General features: G+C 36.5%; 19 protein-coding genes. 17 read left to right on the top strand and 2 right to left on the bottom strand.

Features of this window, described 5'->3' with window-relative positions; translation table 11 throughout:
- Positions 1 to 2 precede the first annotated feature (2 nt).
- From FHL06_RS07230 to FHL06_RS07200, 7 genes are all read left to right on the top strand, one after another.
- Entirely contained in the window at positions 3 to 440 is a 438-nt protein-coding gene (locus FHL06_RS07230; protein WP_153385558.1) for a MarR family winged helix-turn-helix transcriptional regulator, read from the top strand.
- 24 nt (positions 441 to 464) lie between these two features.
- A complete protein-coding gene (locus FHL06_RS07225) occupies positions 465 to 1973 on the top strand; it encodes an MDR family MFS transporter (RefSeq protein ID WP_153385557.1) in 1509 nt (502 codons plus the stop codon).
- Complete coding sequence (locus FHL06_RS07220; protein ID WP_153385556.1) at positions 1973 to 2704, top strand: DUF4811 domain-containing protein; 732 nt, start codon at positions 1973 to 1975, stop codon at positions 2702 to 2704. Before FHL06_RS07225 ends, FHL06_RS07220 begins: the two co-directional genes overlap by 1 nt.
- 129 nt (positions 2705 to 2833) lie before the next feature.
- Positions 2834 to 4759, top strand: a complete 1926-nt coding sequence (locus FHL06_RS07215) for an elongation factor G (protein ID WP_153385555.1) — start codon at positions 2834 to 2836, stop codon at positions 4757 to 4759.
- A gap of 80 nt (positions 4760 to 4839) precedes the next feature.
- Complete coding sequence (locus FHL06_RS07210) at positions 4840 to 5484, top strand: ABC transporter ATP-binding protein (protein ID WP_153385554.1); 645 nt, start codon at positions 4840 to 4842, stop codon at positions 5482 to 5484.
- Complete coding sequence (locus FHL06_RS07205) at positions 5477 to 6250, top strand: ABC transporter permease (RefSeq protein WP_153385553.1); 774 nt, start codon at positions 5477 to 5479, stop codon at positions 6248 to 6250. The genes FHL06_RS07210 and FHL06_RS07205 overlap by 8 nt, the downstream gene beginning before the upstream one ends.
- Before the next feature lie 71 nt (positions 6251 to 6321).
- A complete protein-coding gene (locus FHL06_RS07200; protein ID WP_153385552.1) occupies positions 6322 to 7245 on the top strand; it encodes a Ppx/GppA phosphatase family protein in 924 nt (307 codons plus the stop codon).
- Here the strand turns inward: FHL06_RS07200 and FHL06_RS07195 are convergent, their stop codons facing one another.
- Positions 7246 to 7752, bottom strand: coding sequence for a YbhB/YbcL family Raf kinase inhibitor-like protein (locus FHL06_RS07195; protein ID WP_153385551.1), 507 nt, complete (start codon positions 7750 to 7752; stop codon positions 7246 to 7248). It lies immediately after the preceding gene.
- A 31-nt stretch (positions 7753 to 7783) separates the two neighbouring features.
- Here FHL06_RS07195 and FHL06_RS07190 point away from each other — a divergent pair, with 31 nt between their 5' ends.
- The 10 genes from FHL06_RS07190 (at position 7784) to FHL06_RS07145 (ending at position 17574) form a co-directional block, all read left to right on the top strand.
- Entirely contained in the window at positions 7784 to 8740 is a 957-nt protein-coding gene (locus FHL06_RS07190; protein WP_153385550.1) for a hypothetical protein, read from the top strand.
- Between the two features lie 24 nt (positions 8741 to 8764).
- Complete coding sequence (locus FHL06_RS07185; RefSeq protein WP_162000283.1) at positions 8765 to 9466, top strand: NAD-dependent protein deacylase; 702 nt, start codon at positions 8765 to 8767, stop codon at positions 9464 to 9466.
- Between the two features lie 48 nt (positions 9467 to 9514).
- Positions 9515 to 11533, top strand: coding sequence for a methionine--tRNA ligase (gene metG / locus FHL06_RS07180; protein WP_153385548.1), 2019 nt, complete (start codon positions 9515 to 9517; stop codon positions 11531 to 11533).
- Entirely contained in the window at positions 11533 to 12294 is a 762-nt protein-coding gene (locus FHL06_RS07175; protein ID WP_153385547.1) for a TatD family hydrolase, read from the top strand. The genes metG and FHL06_RS07175 overlap by 1 nt, the downstream gene beginning before the upstream one ends.
- Before the next feature lie 2 nt (positions 12295 to 12296).
- On the top strand, positions 12297 to 12875 hold the full coding sequence (gene rnmV, locus FHL06_RS07170) for a ribonuclease M5 (RefSeq protein WP_153385546.1): 579 nt from the start codon (positions 12297 to 12299) through the stop codon (positions 12873 to 12875).
- Positions 12862 to 13743, top strand: coding sequence for a 16S rRNA (adenine(1518)-N(6)/adenine(1519)-N(6))-dimethyltransferase RsmA (gene rsmA / locus FHL06_RS07165; protein WP_153385545.1), 882 nt, complete (start codon positions 12862 to 12864; stop codon positions 13741 to 13743). The genes rnmV and rsmA overlap by 14 nt, the downstream gene beginning before the upstream one ends.
- A gap of 75 nt (positions 13744 to 13818) precedes the next feature.
- Entirely contained in the window at positions 13819 to 14094 is a 276-nt protein-coding gene (locus tag FHL06_RS07160; protein WP_153385544.1) for a Veg family protein, read from the top strand.
- 182 nt (positions 14095 to 14276) lie between these two features.
- Positions 14277 to 15119: a pur operon repressor gene (purR, locus tag FHL06_RS07155; RefSeq protein WP_153385543.1), complete on the top strand. Its 843-nt coding sequence runs from the start codon at positions 14277 to 14279 to the stop codon at positions 15117 to 15119.
- Between the two features lie 74 nt (positions 15120 to 15193).
- Positions 15194 to 16582 (top strand): bifunctional UDP-N-acetylglucosamine diphosphorylase/glucosamine-1-phosphate N-acetyltransferase GlmU, encoded by a 1389-nt coding sequence (gene glmU / locus FHL06_RS07150; RefSeq protein WP_153385542.1) that lies wholly within the window; start codon positions 15194 to 15196, stop codon positions 16580 to 16582.
- Positions 16583 to 16596: 14 nt separating this feature from the next.
- Positions 16597 to 17574 carry a ribose-phosphate diphosphokinase gene (locus FHL06_RS07145; RefSeq protein WP_153385541.1) on the top strand — a complete coding sequence of 326 codons (978 nt, stop codon included), beginning with the start codon at positions 16597 to 16599 and terminating at the stop codon, positions 17572 to 17574.
- 608 nt (positions 17575 to 18182) lie between these two features.
- Here FHL06_RS07145 and mscL read toward each other — a convergent pair.
- Positions 18183 to 18593: a large conductance mechanosensitive channel protein MscL gene (mscL, locus tag FHL06_RS07140; RefSeq protein WP_153385540.1), complete on the bottom strand. Its 411-nt coding sequence runs from the start codon at positions 18591 to 18593 to the stop codon at positions 18183 to 18185.
- Positions 18594 to 18716 lie beyond the last annotated feature (123 nt).

The raw sequence follows: 18716 nt of genomic DNA, 5'->3' as shown, positions 1-18716 counted from the left end.
GTATGGACGAATATAATTTAATTGGTTTTGTCATGAAATACATGACATTGAACAAGAGAATTGCAGCAAAATATTTACGGAATGAACATCTGAATGCTTTTGAAAGTGTTTTGCTGACAATCGTCTACCGAGAAAAGCAATATAGTCAAGACAAAATCGGTGAGAAGACTTTGTTTGATGGTGCTAGTATTGCTCGCTCATTAAAAAAACTTGAAGATCGCGGATTTATAACCCGAGAGGCGGATCCAAACAATGGCCGGAAGAAGATTGTTTATATCACTAGCGATGGGGAGAAACTTTATGAGCAAATTAGTGAGGCTTTTCATGATATAAATGATACAGTCTTTGACGGTATAACTTCTGAAGAACAGAAACAACTGGAAAATGTTTTGTCGAAACTCTACAAGAATTTAGACAAGATTGAAATATTTTCCAAATAAATAGAGAAGAGGATTTTTATTATTATGGCAAATAATGATAAAGGAATATTGGATGCCCACGGGAAACCATTTAACCGTAATCTTTTGGTTTTGGTTCTTCTAGTAGGTACTTTTTGTACGGTCTTAAACGGTACAATTTTGACAACAGCATTCCCAACATTGATGAAAGAATTCAATGTTACGACTTCAGATGTTCAGTGGTTGACGACTGGATTTCTATTAGTTAACGGAATTATGATTCCTGTTACTGCTTGGTTAAGTAACAACTTTAGTACAAAAATTTTGTATATTATCGCAATGTCGACTTTCTTAGTCGGAACGATTATGTGTTTCACAGCTCCAACATTTTGGATGATCTTAGCAGGTCGTTTGATTCAAGCCGTTGGTGTTGGTATCACAATGCCACTTATGCAGATGGTTATGCTTTCAGTCTTTCCACCTAACAAACGTGGTGCTGCCATGGGTCTTGGTGGATTAGTTATTGGACTTGCTCCTGCTATCGGACCTACACTTTCAGGTTTTATCATTGATAACTTTACATGGAGAGATCTTTTCGGGATGATCATTCCTATCGTTGTTATCGTTTTGATTTTAGCCTTTATTTTCATGCGTCCAGTTATTCAAACGCATCGTTCAAAACTAGATGTTTTGTCCTTGATTGAATCAACAGTTGGATTTGGTGCTATTTTATATGGTTTCTCATCTGTTGGTAATGACGGTTGGGGTTCAGCAACTGTTATCGTTTCAATCATTGTCGGAATAATTTTCATTGTATTATTTGGTTTTCGTCAATTACACATGGAAACTCCATTCTTGGAATTACGTGTTTTCAAAGAAAAGAAATTTGCTACTGCCGCAGCCTTGTCATCAGTTACTAACATGGCCATGATCGGTGTTGAAATGGTTCTACCACTTTATCTACAAATCGTTAAAGGGATGTCAGCATTCCACTCAGGTTTAACTTTGCTACCTGGTGCTTTGATGATGGGTATTATGAGTCCAATCACAGGTAATGCCTTTGATAAGTTTGGACCAAAAGATTTGGTACGTATGGGTATGTTCTTGTTAACTGCTGGTACGATTCCATTCTTCTTCCTAACACAAGAAACACCTGTTATCGATATCGTAATTCTTTACATGATTCGTATGTTTGGTATTTCAATGGTTATGATGCCTGCTACTACTGATGGTATGAATGCTTTGCCATTCGACTTGATGAGTCACGGTACAGCCGTTAATAATACTGTTAGACAAGTCTTCAGTTCAATGGGTACTGCTATTTTGATCAGTGTCTTGACTAACGTTACAAATAACGTTCAACCTTCAAAGACTATGCTTTCTCAAGCACCTTTGAAGTATCAAGATAACTTTATGAGTGCTACTTTGTCCGGATATCACGCAGCCTTTGCTGTTGCCGTCTTATTCTGTTTAATCGGTTTTGCTATCAGTTTCACAGTTACAAACCGTAAGAAGTCTAATCAAGATGTTGATATGGCTCAACTAAAGAATACAAAATTGGCAGGTGAAGAATAATGATAATTATTTCCATTATAATTTTTGCAGTTCTAGGTTATTACTTCGCTGTCTTTTTGAAGAATAAAAAAGTTGGTTACACTTTATCATTGATTTCCATCGTTTTATTCATTTGTAGTTTGGTTCTTTTGATTTCCAATGAACACAATCATCTGGGTATGGAACAAAAGACTGACCAAAAAGTTTACCAAGTTCAATCAGTTCAAAAGGGTTCAAATCTGCTTTTGAGAAAAGATTTAGGTACTAGCGGCAAAGAAAATGTTTACGTTTATCGTACTCCAGAAACTGCTAATGCTAAGAAACCTAAGACTACTAAAGCCGATCTTGACGTAAAAAATGTTGTTAAAACTGGTAATTATGATAATGCCACTTTAACTCAGAAGACGACTCGTTGGGTCTATAAGAATGGCTTCTACTCATTCTTGTTTGGTATTGAAGGCAACAATAAAGAATTTATCAAGCAAACTAATACTTTCAAAGTTGGCAATGACTGGCTAGTACTTTCAACCACTCAAGCAAAACAACTTCAAAAGAAAATGAAGAGTAAGTCATTCAAGAAACAAATGAAACAAGAAGGGGAAGCTTACGTTAAAAAGGCAATCGCCGGAGCAATGCAAGCAAATCCACAAATGACTTCAGCTCAACAAAAGAAAGTTGCTAAACAAGCACAAAAAGACTTTCAAGCTGAGGCACAAGCTAAGTTAGTTAAAGAAATTCAAAATCAAAAATAATTAATTAAGCGTAAAAACTAATCCTAGTGGCCGTTTTGGTTACTAGGATTTTTTTATGCAAGAAATTAGTTAGTTTCTGTTAATCTATAATAGATTGAATAAATTAGATAAAAAATTGAGGAGGAAAATATGAAGCAGATTGTGACGGGAATCGTAGCTCACGTTGATGCCGGTAAGACGACGCTTTCGGAAGCTTTGTTATACGAAGCGGGCGGTTTGAGAAAGTTAGGCCGTGTCGACAAAGGTAGTGCTTTTTTAGATTCGGACGATTTAGAGAAAAAACGTGGCATTACGATTTTTTCCCATCAAGCTAACCTCCAGTATCAAGATTTTAAAATGACGCTGTTAGATACCCCAGGACACGTGGACTTTGCGACACAAACTGAGCAAGTTTTGAGTGTTTTAGATTATGCCATTCTAGTTATTTCCGCAACAGATGGCATCCAAGGCTATACCAGAACTTTGTGGCATTTGTTGCAGCAATATCAAATACCGACCTTTATTTTTATCAATAAGACCGATGCTTTAGGCGTCGATAAGAAAAAAGTTCTAAAGCAATTGCAGACGGAACTATCTGGTGGCTGTATTGCTTTTGGAACAATTTCCAGCGAAACCTATGAAGAGATTGCGATGCAAGATGATACTGTCTTAGAACAATTTTTGGAGTCAGAGACAGTTTCAAAAGAAACCATTTTAAAAATGATTCAAGAGCGTCAAGTTTTCCCATGTTACTTTGGATCAGCTTTGAAATTATCAGGTATAACTGAATTCTTGGACGGGTTCAAAGAGTGGACTAAGGAGCGTTCTTTTGCAAGTGAATTTGGCGCTCGAGTTTTCAAAGTGTCACACGATGAGGGTGAGAGATTAACTTGGGTCAGAGTTCTTGGGGGAACTTTGCACAACAAGTCCGTCTTGTTAAATGATGAGAAGGCTAATCAATTACGGGTCTACAATGGTTCTAAATTTGAATTACGACAAGAAATTCCAGCTGGTGGAGTTTGTGCAATTACAGGCTTAGATTCAGCCCATCCCGGGATGGGATTAGGTCAAGTGAACGATGTTTTGAAGCCAACCATTCAACCAGTTTTAAATTACTCATTGAATCCAAATGGCAATGATATCCATGCTTGTTTAAATGCTTTAAAACAATTGGAAGAAGAAGACCCACAATTGCATGTCACGTGGTCCAATCATCTCCAAGAAATCCATGTTCAAATCATGGGTGAAGTTCAATTAGAAGTTTTGCAACAAATTTTAGAGCAACGTTTTGATTTAAAGGTAGATTTTGATCAGGGGAATGTCCTTTATAAAGAAACCATTACTGAAGAAATTGAAGGGGTAGGACATTTTGAACCTTTACGTCACTACGCTGAAGTCCATCTTTTAATGCAACCAGCACCTAGAGGCAGCGGCTTAACTTATGATTCCCAGTTGAGTTTAGATATTATGCCGCAAAATTGGCAACACCAAATCCAAACGAGTTTCTTTGCTAAAGAACATTTGGGAGTTTTAACAGGTTCACCAATCACTGATATGAAAATAACTTTAGTTAATGGCAAAGGTAGTATCGTTCATTCTGTTGGTGGCGATTTTCGTGAAGCTACTTGGCGAGCAATCAGGCAAGGCTTGATGATGGCAAAACAAGAAGATGCTTGTCAGTTGTTAGAGCCATGGTATCGGTTCCGTTTGGAGATTCCACAGGAACAAGTCGGTAAAGCGATGAATGATATTCAAAAAATGGATGGCAAATTTGATGCTCCTCAAATAAATGACAGCAATAGTTTGACGCTGCTCAGTGGAGTTGCTCCAGTTTCATCGATGCAAGGTTATGCTAAAGAGGTCAGTGCCTATACTCATGGGCAAGGCAATTTAGAATGTATCGTTGACGGATATCGACCTTGTCACAACGAAGCAGAAGTTGTTGAAAAAAGGCAGTATCAACCAGTTTCTGATCTTGAAAACACGCCCGACTCAGTCTTTTGTGCACATGGAGCCGGTTATCCGGTGGCTTGGGATAAAGTTCCTGGTACTATGCATTTGCCTTATTCAAAATAAAAAAGTTTTTCTAAGCTAATTACTAGTATTTCGATATAATTGCACGGATAATTATTAATTGAAGAATAGGGGGTGTAAGTATGGAAAAAATATTCGAAGTACGCAACCTTTTTTATCAAGTTGGTGATACTAAGATTTTAAAAGACATTAATCTAGATATAAAAAAGGGCCAATACTTAACAGTTGTTGGCCCTTCAGGTAGTGGTAAAAGTACTTTGATGAGAATTTTGGCATCAATGTTAAGCTCCACTTCTGGAGAAGTTAAATTCGATGGCGAACCAATTGAAACTTATGAGCCGATTCAATATCGACAACGTGTTTCTTATGCCTTTCAGCAACCAACTTTATTTGGAAAAACAGTTCGAGACAACTTAAAATTTCCTTTCGAAGTTAGAAAAAAAGAGTTCGATGAATCAAAAGCCATTGAGTATTTACAAATGGTCAATTTGAGTGCCGATTATATCGATAAGAGCGTCAATGATGTTTCTGGTGGTGAAAAACAGCGGGTGGCTTTATTGCGCAATCTCTTGTTTCCACCGGAAGTCTTGATAACTGATGAAGTAACAGCCGGTTTGGATGCTGAAAATAAAGATATCGTTCATAAAATATTGAGTGAATTCAATCAACAAGGCTTAACTATTCTGCGTGTGACCCATGATGAATCAGAAATTGAAGACTCTGTGGATAAGATAAAAATCAGGAATGGGGAGATTGAAGATGACTAACTTAACAGTTTCTAATTCGACTTTAGCTTTAGGATTCGTTTTAGTTTTAGTAGCGCTAGTCATTGGCTACATTGAAAAATTACATATTAATAAAGATATTTTGGTTGGAGTAGTTCGAGCAATCATCCAGTTGTCAGTAGTTGGATACATTTTGAAGTTCGTTATCAAGGCCAACGATAACTGGCTGACTTTTGCCTGCTTCGTTATCATCGTTATCAATGCCTCGTGGAATGCAGGTAAGCGTGGCAATGGAATTCCAAAGGCTTTTCAGTCGTCATTATTAGCGATTTTTATCGGAACGACGATTACTTTAGGAACCTTAGTTTTGACTGGTTCAATCAAGTTTGTGCCTGAACAAGTCGTACCTGTCACGGGAATGATTGCCAGCAATATTATGGTGGCAATTGGTCTATGCTATCGTAATATGATGCAAACTTTTTCTGATCGTCATCAACAAGTCTTGGAGAAATTAGCTTTGGGCGCTGATATTAAAATGGCGTCACTCGATATTTTACAAGATAGTATTAAAAGTGGAATGCAACCGACAATCGATTCAATTAAGACGTTAGGCTTGGTTAGTTTACCGGGAATGATGTCAGGGTTGATTTTTGCTGGAGTTGACCCAGTTAAGGCGATTAAATATCAAATTATGGTCACATTTATGCTGTTAGCTTCGACAGGAATTGGTTCAATAATTTCTTGTTATTTGGGATATAAACAATTCTTTAATGATAGAAAACAGTTAAATAATGAACTAATTTCGTAGCTTTCTTCAAATAGACCTACTATGTGGGTCTGTTTTTTTATATAATTGGTACAATGGGATGTGATGTAAATTTGAAGTTAGCAGTTATCGAAATCGGATCTAACTCCATTAGAACATCAGTGTATAAGTCTTCAAAAAGAAATCGTTTTAAAACTTTGGATCGTTGGCGAGAGCCTATTAGATTAGGTAAATCGATTGCTCAGAGTCGATTATTGACTAACGATCAGATTGAAGAAACAATTGATGTTCTAAAGAAATTTCAAGATAGAATTGACAGATACCACGTGAATCGTATCAGTTTGATTGCAACGGCAGCAGTAAGAATGGCCAAGAATCAAGAGCAACTGATTTTTGCCGTTTTAAAAGAGACTGGCTTGCAATTAAAAATAATCAATGAAGAAGAAGAAGCTTACTTTGATTATGTTGCTGTTAGAAGCACGATGCGAATCAAAGATGCCTTGATTGTCGATGTTGGTGGCGGAAGCAGCGAAATCAGTTTGGCAAAAAAAGGTCGCCTAAAACATGGCCTCAGTATACCGATTGGTGCCATTTCAATTTCTGACTTGTATTTAGCGAGTGATCCAATCAAAAAAAATCAGTTACAAAAAGCAAGAAACGATATTAATCGTCGCTTAGAAGACTTGCACTGGATGAGTTCTCAAGCCACTTTTGTAGGACTAGGAGGAACTCTTCGAGCCGTCACTAGTATTTTGAATCGTGAAGGTAAGAATAAAAAAACTTTGCATAATTCTGTTATTTCGTGCGATCAAGTCAATGAGTTATTTGATCAATTAATTCATGCTTCGTTAGAAGAACGGAGTCAAATCAAGGAATTAAGCGATGGCAGATACGAAGTTATTTTAGGTGGTATTTTAATCATCTCGGAAATTATTAAAAAAACCCCCTCTAAGGAAATTCGTTTTTCGAACTTCGGCGTTAGAGAAGGTTATGTTTTTGATTATTTTCATAAAATGAATCTTCAGGATCGAGAATAACTAAGCTCGACTTGGAAGAATCTTCTTAGCACGAGCTAAAATGTGTCCTTCCATCTTGTGCAGTAATTCATTCATCCAATAACCATTTTCCAAATCAAGATTGTCATCCAAAGCAAACACGTGTAAAACATAATCATGTGTTTGGTCTGGTGGATTAGGTCCATTGTAACCGATGGCCAAGTCTTTAGTGTCATCTAGTAATGGACTAGCAGAACTGTTCTTTCCTTGAACTACAGGACTTGTTGCAGTTTGACTAAAGTTTTCAGGAATACTTACTTGAGAACTTGGAATATTAGCTGCAGTCCAGTGAATCCATTCAAAACCACAAACGGGGATTGAATCAGGATCAGTAAAGGTCAAAGCAATAGTCTTTGCGTCTGCTGGAATATCTGATAACTTTATTGGGAAACTGATCGTTGGTTTCCCATTTTTTATGTTTTCAGCAGGAGCGTATTTACCATATTTATCTGGTAGTAAATTGTTTGGTAAATCAACATTTATTTCCATACAAAAATCTCCTTTATATGAGGTGTTAATAATGAAACAATTAAATAGTAATGAACTATCCAACCATATTGTAGAACAGGTCGAAAAGATTGAACAACAATATAATAAAAAGATTGAACTATATTCTGACTATAAGGATCAAGACTTTTTAACGCTTGATCAAGCCAGTCATGAAATAAAAGACGATATTATTAAAGTCGTTATTACCAATGAAAAATTCAGCGATTTCGTTCTATCGCACGAATTGCACCATATTGAACTGGAATTGTCTGATGAACCAAGTATCTCATGTGCTGTTACTTCTGGTAAGCCAGATAATGATGGTCGTATTCTAGCTATCGCTAATTCGGTTTTTGAAACTTTAGAACATGTCATCGTTGCTAAACGCCAGCAAGAAGACGGTACTTATACAGATGAAATTAAAACTGAATATTTGAAGGGGGTTGAATCTGCCCTCCATCCCAATGCAGAATTAGACCTTGCTAACATGCGTTTTTATCGAACATTAATTATGTTTGACGGTATTATCTTTGGTGAACACAGTCGTGACGATGATTGGAAGAATGAATTTCCAACATCTTTCAAGTATGCAAGTAAATTAGTTGAGATTGCGGAGGGAAATGATTTAACCGTTCCATTCCAATTTAGACGTGCTTTGGTTAACGGCTTAGATGAATATAATGAAATTATTCTTTCTAATGGTTATGAGGGCTTGCACTGTCATGAATTCTTGAATATCACGCCAATCGTTTCGAAACGTCAATTGCGTTTGTCCTTGAATCAAGTTTTTCAAATCAAACATTCTGCCTTTAAGAATCGTGCCACAGGTAGAGATGCTTTTGCTTTGATAGCTATCAATGATGGTCAAAGCGTGGCTACTTTGAATTTAGACCCTAAGAAAGTAACCCCAGAATTTTACAAAGCTTTTTATCAATACAAAATTGAAGAAGTGTTTGAAAAAGAGGGTATCAAATACTTGATCAGATAGAGGGTAATATGAATGTCCGATAAAATCGAAGAGTTAAAAGAATTGTTAGCACAAGCTAAGTTTGTGACTTTTCTAACTGGTGCTGGCGTATCCGTGCCATCAGGAATTCCTGATTATCGTTCAAAAAATGGACTCTATAAAAGAAAGAAATACAACTTTCCACCTGAATACATGTTGAGTCACGACAATTTAGTTGAACATCCCGATGTTTTTCATGATTTCGTGGTTCAAAATATGTACTTTCCAGATGCCAAGCCTAATATCATTCATCAAAAGATGGCTGAAATCAGCAATCAAAAAGGTGCAATCGTAACCCAAAATGTTGATAAGTTGCACACTAAAGCTGGAGCTAAGAATGTCGTGGAATTCCATGGCAATTTATACGATAATATTCATTGCTTAACTTGTGGCAAAGAGTTTCCTTATCAAACTTACTTAAAAGATTTCAGACATCATGAAGATAATGGTATCATTCGTCCTGGGACAACCGTCCTTTATGGCGAAAACATTAATCCGGTTAACTTCCAAAATGCTGCTCTAATGGTTCAAAAAGCTGACCTATTAGTTGTAGTTGGAACCAGCTTCAAAGTATATCCATTTGCAGGATTGCTTGAATATAGTTCTTCTAAAGCTAAGTTAGTAGTCATTAATAAGGAAGATTTAAACATTGATTCATCAATCTTAGCAATTGATGACGATGCAACGAACGTTTTTTCACAAATATAAAAAAATGCTATACTTAATATCAATTTGAGAGCGGTGGAGGCTAATATATTGACTCAAAACAAAAAGACTTTTTACATAACAACGCCCATTTATTATCCATCAGGTAAATTAACAATTGGGAATTCATATACTACGATTGCAGCGGACACTTTGGCTCGTTACAAGCGTAATGAAGGCTATGACGTTTTCTTCTTAACAGGAACTGACGAACATGGTCTAAAAATCGAACAAAAAGCCGAAGAAAAACACATGCAACCACAGGAATACGTGGACATGATGGCTAAAGGCATCAAAGAACTATGGAAGAAACTAGATATTTCAAATGATAAATTCATCAGAACAACTGACGAATATCACGTTAAGGCAGTTCAAAGAATTATTGAACGCTTAATTAAACAAGGCGATATTTATCTAGGCGAATATTCAGGCTGGTATTCAGTTGATGATGAAGAATACTTCACTGAATCCCAACTAGCTGAAGTATTCCATGATGATAATGGCAAAGTTATTGGTGGTAAGGCTCCTTCAGGACACGAAGTCCAATTAGTTAAAGAGCCATGCTACTTCTTTAAGATGAGTAAATATGCTGATCGTTTGTTGCAATATTACAAGGACAATCCAACCTTCATCGAACCAGAAATTCGTAAAAATGAAATGATCAATAACTTTATCAAACCAGGTCTTGAAGACTTGGCTATTTCACGAACAAGTTTTAACTGGGGTGTAAAAATCCCTAGCAATCCTGAACACGTTGTCTACGTTTGGGTCGATGCTTTGTTGAACTATATTACAGCCCTCGGCTATGAAAGCGACGACGATTCACTCTTCAAGAAGTACTGGCCAGCTAATGTTCAATTCGTTGGTAAGGAAATCGTTCGTTTCCACACTATTTATTGGCCAATTATTTTGATGGCTCTAGGAATTGATTTGCCTAAGCAAGTCTTTGGTCACGGCTGGTTATTGATGAAAGACGGAAAGATGTCTAAATCAAAGGGTAATGTCGTTTATCCAGAAATGTTAGTTTCTCGATACGGTCTAGATTCACTTCGTTACTACTTAATGCGTGCAATGCCATTTGGCAATGATGGGGTCTTCACTCCAGAAGATTATATCGACAAAATCAATTATGATTTAGCTAATGACCTTGGAAATCTTTTGAACAGAACAGTTTCAATGATTAACAAGTATGATGATGGCAAGATTGTTTCAATTGAAACGGTCACAGATTTAGATAAAAATCTTGAACAAGCTTACTCTGATACTTTGGCTGATTATCGTACGCATATGGACAAATTTGAATTCCCTGAAGCACTTGCTAGCGTTTGGTCATTTATCGGTCGTGCCAATAAATATATCGATGAGACACAACCTTGGGTTCTTGCAAAAGATGATGCTAAAAAAGCTGAATTACAAGCTGTCTTGGGTCATTTAGCAGAATCATTACGTTTGATTGCACTTTTGATCAGTCCGGTTATGACGCAAGCTCCAGTGAAGATGTTTAGCCAATTGGGCCTTGATTATGATAATGACAAGTCGCTTGATTTTGGCGATACAGTTGTTGGTAAAACTGTCACTGCTAAACCAGAACCAATCTTCCCACGTCTTGATGCGAAAGAAGAAATTGATTACATCAAAGGCAAAATGGCTGAAGAGCAAGCTAAGCATGGTGCTGGCAAGTTGAGTAAATCAGCACAGGCTAAGGCAAAAGCTCAAGCAGATAACGATGATGACTTCCCTAAGGAAATCGAATTCGACGACTTTGCCAAAGTTAAGATGGTCGTAACAGAAATCTTGGACGTGAAACCAGTAGAAAATTCCAACAAGTTATTGCAATTCAAACTGGATGATGGTTCAGGAGTCGATCGTCAAATTCTTTCAGGGATGCACAAATTCTATCCTAATTACAAAGAATTGATTGGTAAAAAAGTCTTGGCTGTCGTTAACCTCAAGCCACGTCGTATGGTTGGCGAATGGAGCAATGGCATGTTGTTATCCACTGAAAAAGGTGACGAAGTTAAACTTGCAATCGTTGACGATTCACATAAAAATGGAGCAATTTTAGGATAATGAAAATATTTGATACGCACACGCATTTAAATGACAAAGCGTTTGCTGGCAAAACACAACAGTTTATCGACAATGCTAAGGAATTAGATGTCGTGGAAATGGCAATCATTGGGTCGAATGAAGAATTCAACATTGAAGCCATTCGTCTAGCTCAAAATTATCAACCATTGCACGCTGTTGTCGGTTGGCATCCTGAATTTTCTGAAGAATACAACGAAGAACAATTAGTTAACCAAATAAAGTTGCCCGAAGTTGTTGGAATCGGAGAAATCGGCTTGGATTATCATTTTGAAGAGGACCCTGATCCTAAGATTCAACAAAAAGTTTTGATTCAACAATTAGACATTGCTAAACAATACAACATGCCTGTTTCAATCCATTGTCGTGACGCCTTTCCTGACATGTATCAGATTTTAAAAAATCATGACTTGTCAAAATCAGGTATCATCATGCACAGTTTCAATGGGGATGAAAAATGGCTCAATAAGTTCTTAGATTTAGGATTGTGGATATCATATAGTGGAGTCGTTTCATTTAAGAATGCTCCTGAAGTCCACGATTCTGCTAAAAAGACGCCATTAGATCGTTTATTAGTGGAAACTGATGCACCATATTTGACCCCTGAACCTTATCGAGGTCATTCCAATCAACCGGCTTATACGAGATATGTGGTCGATGCGATTGCTAAATATAAAGACATTGCACCCAGTGAAGTTGCTGAACATACTTTCAACAATGCTCACCAAGTGTATAATCTATAATTATGACAAAAATAAAAGAGATTATTGTAGTTGAGGGCAAGTCGGATACGAATCGTTTAAAAGATTGTTTCGGCGATGATGTTGATACGATTGAAACGACTGGGTCAGCTCTTAACGAAAAGACGATTAAGCAAATAAAAATTGCTCAAAAAAAACGGGGCGTAATTATTTTTACTGACCCCGATTTTAATGGAAATAGATTAAGAACAATCATTCAAAAAGCAGTTCCCGATGCTAAACAAGCTTTTCTTCCGCGAAGTAAAGCAGTTCCTAAACATAGCGATGGCAGTTTAGGAATCGAACATGCCAGAGATGAGGATATCAAAGCTGCTTTAAAGGCCGTCTATACAGCCAGCAGCAGCGATTTTCAAAAGTATGATCATGCAGATATGGTCAACTTAGGTCTTGTAGGCGAAGCCGATTCGCAACAGAAACGATTGTTCGTTGGTTCAGAATTAAAGATTGGTTATACTAATGCTAAGCAGTTTTTAAATCGACTAAATATGTTTCAAGTAGCACCTAAAGATTTGGTAGCTGCGGTTAAAAATTTTGATGAAGGAAGTACTCATGACACAAAATAGATTAAGTATTGCTGATCCTATTCGCACAAATGATATTATGCGTAAGTACAAATTACGTGCAAAGAAAAGTTTAGGACAAAATTTCTTAACCAATGAAAAAGTTTTAGACGATATTGTCGATGCTAGTGGTTTAAAAAAAGATGAAATAGCAATTGAAATTGGACCAGGAATCGGAGCATTAACTGAAAAGTTAGCTGAGGTTTCTGAGAAAGTTTTTGCTTTTGAAATCGACGAATCATTGATGCCAGTTTTAGCAGATACCTTGCAATATTACGATAATATTGAAGTTATCAATCAAGATATCTTAAAAGTTGACTTAGATGAGTTCGTTAAGGAAAAACATTTAGAGGGCAAAACAATTAAAGTCGTTGCTAACTTGCCTTATTACATTACGACACCAATCATGTTGAATTTGATCAATAGCGATTATCCATTCCAATCATTAGTTTTGATGATGCAAAAAGAGGTAGCTCAAAGGGTTACCGCTAATCCGGGGCATCGTGAATATGGCTCATTGACCATAGCAGTGCAAACGCAAATGAAGGCTAGAATCGACCGAATCGTTGGAAAAAATTCGTTTATTCCTCGACCTAAAGTTGATTCGGCGGTTGCAGTTTTAGACCGTTTGCCAAAAGATCAAATCGGTATCGAAGATCCTGAATTCTTCAATAAATTAGTTCGTTCTTCTTTCATGCAAAAGCGTAAAAGTTTAATGAACAATTTATTGAACTGGCTTGGTCGAACTGATGAAAATCGTGAAAGAATAAAAGATGTTTTTGAAAAATGTGGTATTGCTGAGAATGCCCGTGGCGAACAAGTTTCCATCGAACAATTTAAGCAGATGGCTGTTGAATTCAACAAAAAATAGATTACAGTTGTATTATATTGTTGAAATTTTCAATAAAACGTGGTAGAATTTCATTCCTAAGGAGTGATTATTATAATGCCAACATCATTGAAGACAATTAAGAGTCGTTTGGATTCACACTTAGGTGAGAATTTGACTATTGTTGCACAAGCAGGTCGTAAAAAGGTTGTTCGTCGTCGAGGAACTTTGTCAGAAACATTCCATTCAGTTTTTGTCGTAGATTTAGATCAAAATGAAAATTCATTTGAAAGAGTTTCTTACAGCTATGCTGATTTATTAACAAAATCAATTGATATCCATTTCGATAGTGAAGAACCAGCTGACACCGATGTTGAAGCTGAAACTGAATAATAAGAGTTCACTAGTAAAGGGTTTGAACAAATAGTTCAACCCTTTTTTTGCGTGTGAGGGAAAAAACTACCAGAAAAATTATAAAGTTAAGAGATTGATACGATTTCATTTGAAAAAAACATGAATTGTTCATTGTTTTGCTTTATAATTTTGTAGGAAGATATGTTTTAGGAGAAAAAAAGATGAAAACACGAAGAAGCGAACGTTTGATTGACATGACTCGCTATTTATTGGAGCGACCACACACCTTGATTTCATTGGCATTTTTTGCTGATCGTTACGAATCGGCCAAGTCGTCAATTTCTGAGGATTTAGGAATTCTACGGAGAACTTTTATGATCAGAGGGATCGGAGTTTTGGAGACTCTGCCAGGAGCAGGTGGTGGAGTTATCTTTACACCGGGGATTTCAAAAAAGGAAGCTACTGAATTTGTTGAGGAAACATCTAAAAGATTGGTTGAACCTAATCGAATCTTGCCAGGTGGCTATTTGTATTTGACTGATTTATTGGCTGATCCTGAGTTATTGAGAACTGTTGGTCGAATGATTGCTACACAATATTCACAAAGTTCAATTGATGTCGTTATGACGGTGGCTACTAAGGGTATACCAATTGCTCAAAGCGTGGCCAATTTCTTGAATATTCCCTTTGTTATCGTTCGTCGCGATTCTAAGATTACTGAAGGTTCGACCATTAGCGTCAACTATGCTTCAGGCTCTTCAGATCGTGTTGAAAAAATGGAATTATCAAAACGTAGTTTGGATGAAGGCTCACGAGTATTAGTTGTCGATGACTTCATGAAAGGCGGTGGCACTATCAATGGCTTGCAAAGTTTGATTTCTGAATTCAATGCCATTTTTGTTGGTGCAACTGTTTTTGCTGAGAATATTAATATTAATAGTCAATTTAGTGATGCCGAAATTACTTCGATTTTTAAAGTAACTAAAATTGATACAAAGAACCGAATTTTAAATGTTGAACCAGGTAATTATTTAACTAATACCGATTTCAGCTATTTTGAATAAATTCTTGATTGAGCAGTCATATATAATAATGCTATTATATATAAGGATATTTGAATGACTGAAGGGAGTTTCTGATGTCGAATCGTTATGTAATAATTCTTGCAGCTGGAAAAGGTACAAGAATGAAATCCAGATTGTACAAGGTATTGCATCCAGTAGCTGGAAAAGCTATGGTTGATCACGTTCTAACTCAAGTAGAAAAAATTAAACCAGACTTAGTCGAAACTATTATTGGTAATGGCGCAGATAAAGTTAAGGATTTGCTTGGCGACAGAACTAATTATGCTTTGCAATCTGAACAGTTAGGTACAGGTCATGCTGTATTACAAGCTGAAAAAGATTTAGGTAACAAAGAAGGTATAACATTAGTTGTTACTGGTGATACACCATTGTTCACTGCTGATACTTTTGAAAAATTATTGGACTATCATGAAAAAGAAGAAGCAGCGGTAACTATTTTGACAGCTCATGCGCAAAATCCATTTGGTTACGGTCGTATCGTCCGTGACGGCAATGGTAATGTCGAAAGAATCGTTGAACAAAAAGACGCTTCACGAAGCGAACAAGAAATTCAGGAAATTAATACTGGTGTCTTGTGCTTCGATAATCAATTGTTATTTGAAAACTTGCACAAAGTTAATAATGACAACGCTCAAGGTGAATATTACTTACCAGATGTAATCTCACTATTAAAGGAACAAGGTAAGAAAGTTTCAGCTTATCAAATGGCTGACTTAAGCGAATCATTAGGTGTTAATGACCGCGTTGCTTTGTCTCAAGCTGAAAAACTTATGCAAAGAAGAATCAATGAAGCGCACATGCGTGACGGCGTTACAATTGTTGATCCTGACAATACTTACATCGACGTGGATGTAAAAATTGGCAACGATACCGTCATTGAGCCAAATGTAAAGATTTTTGGCAAGACTTCAATTGGTTCTGAATGTGTTATTGGATCAGGTTCTCGTATTTCTGATTCTGAAATTCAGGATAATGTTGAAGTTATCAGTTCCACAATTGAAAGCGCCGTTATGCACAAGGGTAGCAATATCGGTCCTAATTCTCATTTGAGACCTAAGGCTGAAATTGGTCGCGATGTGCATGTTGGTAACTTTTGTGAAATTAAAAATGCTAAAATCGGTGATAGAACTAAAGTAGGTCACTTGACTTATGTTGGCGATGCTACTTTAGGTACTGATATCAACGTTGGCTGTGGAGTTGTCTTTGTCAACTATGATGGTGTGAAGAAGTGGCATTCTACGATTGGCGACCACTCATTTATCGGTAGCAATTCAAATATTATTGCTCCTGTTGAAATGGCTGACCACTCATTTATTGCTGCGGGTTCAACTATTACAAAGGATATTCCTAAGCATGCAATGGCGATTGCACGTCAAAGACAAACTAACAAAGAAGATTTTTGGAACAGATTACCATTATCAAATAGTGAAGAATGGAAATAAGGGTGAATAATTAAATGTCATATCAAAATAACGAACGACCAATGAAGATTTTTGCATTGAATTCTAACAAACCTTTAGCAGAAAAAATTGCTAAGGAAGTCGGAGTACCACTTGGTAAATCATCAGTTACACGTTTCAGTGATGGTGAAATCCAAATCAATATCGAAGAAAGTATCCGTGGTTCTGAAGTATTCTTGATTCAATCAACTTCAGCTCCAGTTAACGATAACTTGATGGAATTATTGATTATGGTTGATGCTTTAAGAAGAGCTTCAGCTAATGTTATCAATGTTGTAATTCCATATTATGGATATGCAAGACAAGACCGTAAATCACGTTCACGTGAACCTATTACAGCTAAATTAGTTGCTAATATGTTAGAACGTGCCGGAGTTGAGCGTGTCCTTGCCTTGGATCTTCACGCTGCACAAATCCAAGGATTCTTTGATATTCCAGTTGATCACTTGATGGGTGCTCCATTATTAGCTGATTACTTCTTAACAAATCATCTAGAAGATGACGCTGTTGTTGTATCACCTGATCATGGTGGTGTTACACGTGCTAGAAAACTTGCTGAATTTTTGAAGACGCCAATTGCTATTATTGATAAGAGAAGACCACGTGCAAACGTAGCCGAAGTTATGAATATTATTGGTAGTGTTAAAGGCAAACGTGCCATTATCATCGATGATATGATCGATACTGCCGGTACAATTTCATTAGCATCTCAAGCACTTATCGACGCCGGAGCAACTGAAGTTTATGCATGTTGTACACACGCAATCCTATCAGGTCCAGCTATCGAAAGAATCGAAGCCTCACCAATCAAGACCTTAGTAGTAACTGATTCAATCAATCTACCTAAGGAAAAGATTATGGATAAGATGGTTCAAGTATCAGTAGGACCACTTATTGGAGAAGCTATTAAACGTGTTCACGACAACGAACCAGTTAGTCCATTGTTTAATACAAGATTTGAAAATAAGAAATAATAAACCAGAGAGCGAAACAGGAGCGGTCAGCTACCGGAGCCTAAGACAATTTCACGAATTGCTCGCGTACTTTGCGAGTGATTTGGGAAATAGCCTTAGGTGCAGGTAGTTGCCCCTGTGTAGCTCGTTTCCACTATAAAAATAGAACGCGTAGGTTATAAAACTACCAAAAGAGAGAAAACTCCTTTATCAGAGTTTTCTCTCTTTTAATTTATAAAATTTTGAACAATTGAATTTGTATTCAAACAACAACTAAATTCTAAAAAATATTACTTTTGATTATTATGAATTAATTAAATCAGAATAATTATTAACTTTGAAAAGTTCACAATGGCTATAAGAGAAATTTAAAATAAACCAGTATCATTCACCGGCATTTAACTTTATATGGCCACAAAACTGATATGAGACCTTATTAAAGGGTGAATAGGATATGAGTATTGTTATCAGACGATAAATATCTTATTTAAAGTAAATCATCAAGACAATGAGGACCATATGTAGGTCTAATAAACTGATTATTTAAAGATGTACTTGATAATAAATAAAAAATAACAAAAAAAACTGCTGATTCATCCTCGAGTCAGCAGTTTTTGATAATTTAAAATTTAGTATCTGTTGTTATTATTATTTCTTTGTTGATATCTAAGCAAATCACGAATTTGTTGTAGATATTCAGTTTGTGGATCAGGGATTTCTTCACCAGATTGATCGAACTTACTAAGTGATCCATCTCGACGTACACGATTCATCATTTTTACAATCATAAAGACAACGAACATAATGATCAAGAATTGGATAACCGCATTAATAAAGTCACCAATCAAGAAAGTAGCTCCTAAAATTTGAAACTTCATATCTGTTAAGTCGATTTGCCCAATAAAGAGTCCGATAAGCGGATTTAGAAGGTAAGTGGTGATTGCTGATACTAGGCTATTAAAAGCAGCACCAACGATAACACCGACGGCTAAGTCAACAACAGTACCACGGGAAATAAATTCTTGGAATTCCTTAAGCATTCTCGCCAAATCTCCTTCATTGATATATTACCTTTTGCAAAGCACAGATTTTACTGTACTATATTTTCGGAAAATTGAAAGAGGGACGATTAATATTTATCGAAAATTTAATGCAGTTGCAAT

This window comes from Companilactobacillus halodurans, assembly GCF_009600985.1.
GTDB lineage: Bacteria > Bacillota > Bacilli > Lactobacillales > Lactobacillaceae > Companilactobacillus > Companilactobacillus halodurans.
This window is presented reverse-complemented; position numbering and strand designations above follow the sequence as displayed.

What these genes read in the sequence shown, in the direction of transcription:
- FHL06_RS07230 (WP_153385558.1), top strand. Translation starts at nt 3, where the DNA reads ATGGACGAATATAATTTAATTGGTTTTGTCATGAAATACATGACATTG.
- FHL06_RS07225 (WP_153385557.1), top strand. Translation starts at nt 465, where the DNA reads ATGGCAAATAATGATAAAGGAATATTGGATGCCCACGGGAAACCATTT.
- FHL06_RS07220 (WP_153385556.1), top strand. Translation starts at nt 1,973, where the DNA reads ATGATAATTATTTCCATTATAATTTTTGCAGTTCTAGGTTATTACTTC.
- FHL06_RS07215 (WP_153385555.1), top strand. Translation starts at nt 2,834, where the DNA reads ATGAAGCAGATTGTGACGGGAATCGTAGCTCACGTTGATGCCGGTAAG.
- FHL06_RS07210 (WP_153385554.1), top strand. Translation starts at nt 4,840, where the DNA reads ATGGAAAAAATATTCGAAGTACGCAACCTTTTTTATCAAGTTGGTGAT.
- FHL06_RS07205 (WP_153385553.1), top strand. Translation starts at nt 5,477, where the DNA reads ATGACTAACTTAACAGTTTCTAATTCGACTTTAGCTTTAGGATTCGTT.
- FHL06_RS07195 (WP_153385551.1), bottom strand. Translation starts at nt 7,752, where the DNA reads ATGGAAATAAATGTTGATTTACCAAACAATTTACTACCAGATAAATAT.
- FHL06_RS07190 (WP_153385550.1), top strand. Translation starts at nt 7,784, where the DNA reads ATGAAACAATTAAATAGTAATGAACTATCCAACCATATTGTAGAACAG.
- FHL06_RS07175 (WP_153385547.1), top strand. Translation starts at nt 11,533, where the DNA reads ATGAAAATATTTGATACGCACACGCATTTAAATGACAAAGCGTTTGCT.
- rnmV (WP_153385546.1), top strand. Translation starts at nt 12,297, where the DNA reads ATGACAAAAATAAAAGAGATTATTGTAGTTGAGGGCAAGTCGGATACG.
- rsmA (WP_153385545.1), top strand. Translation starts at nt 12,862, where the DNA reads ATGACACAAAATAGATTAAGTATTGCTGATCCTATTCGCACAAATGAT.
- FHL06_RS07160 (WP_153385544.1), top strand. Translation starts at nt 13,819, where the DNA reads ATGCCAACATCATTGAAGACAATTAAGAGTCGTTTGGATTCACACTTA.
- purR (WP_153385543.1), top strand. Translation starts at nt 14,277, where the DNA reads ATGAAAACACGAAGAAGCGAACGTTTGATTGACATGACTCGCTATTTA.
- glmU (WP_153385542.1), top strand. Translation starts at nt 15,194, where the DNA reads ATGTCGAATCGTTATGTAATAATTCTTGCAGCTGGAAAAGGTACAAGA.
- FHL06_RS07145 (WP_153385541.1), top strand. Translation starts at nt 16,597, where the DNA reads ATGTCATATCAAAATAACGAACGACCAATGAAGATTTTTGCATTGAAT.
- mscL (WP_153385540.1), bottom strand. Translation starts at nt 18,593, where the DNA reads ATGCTTAAGGAATTCCAAGAATTTATTTCCCGTGGTACTGTTGTTGAC.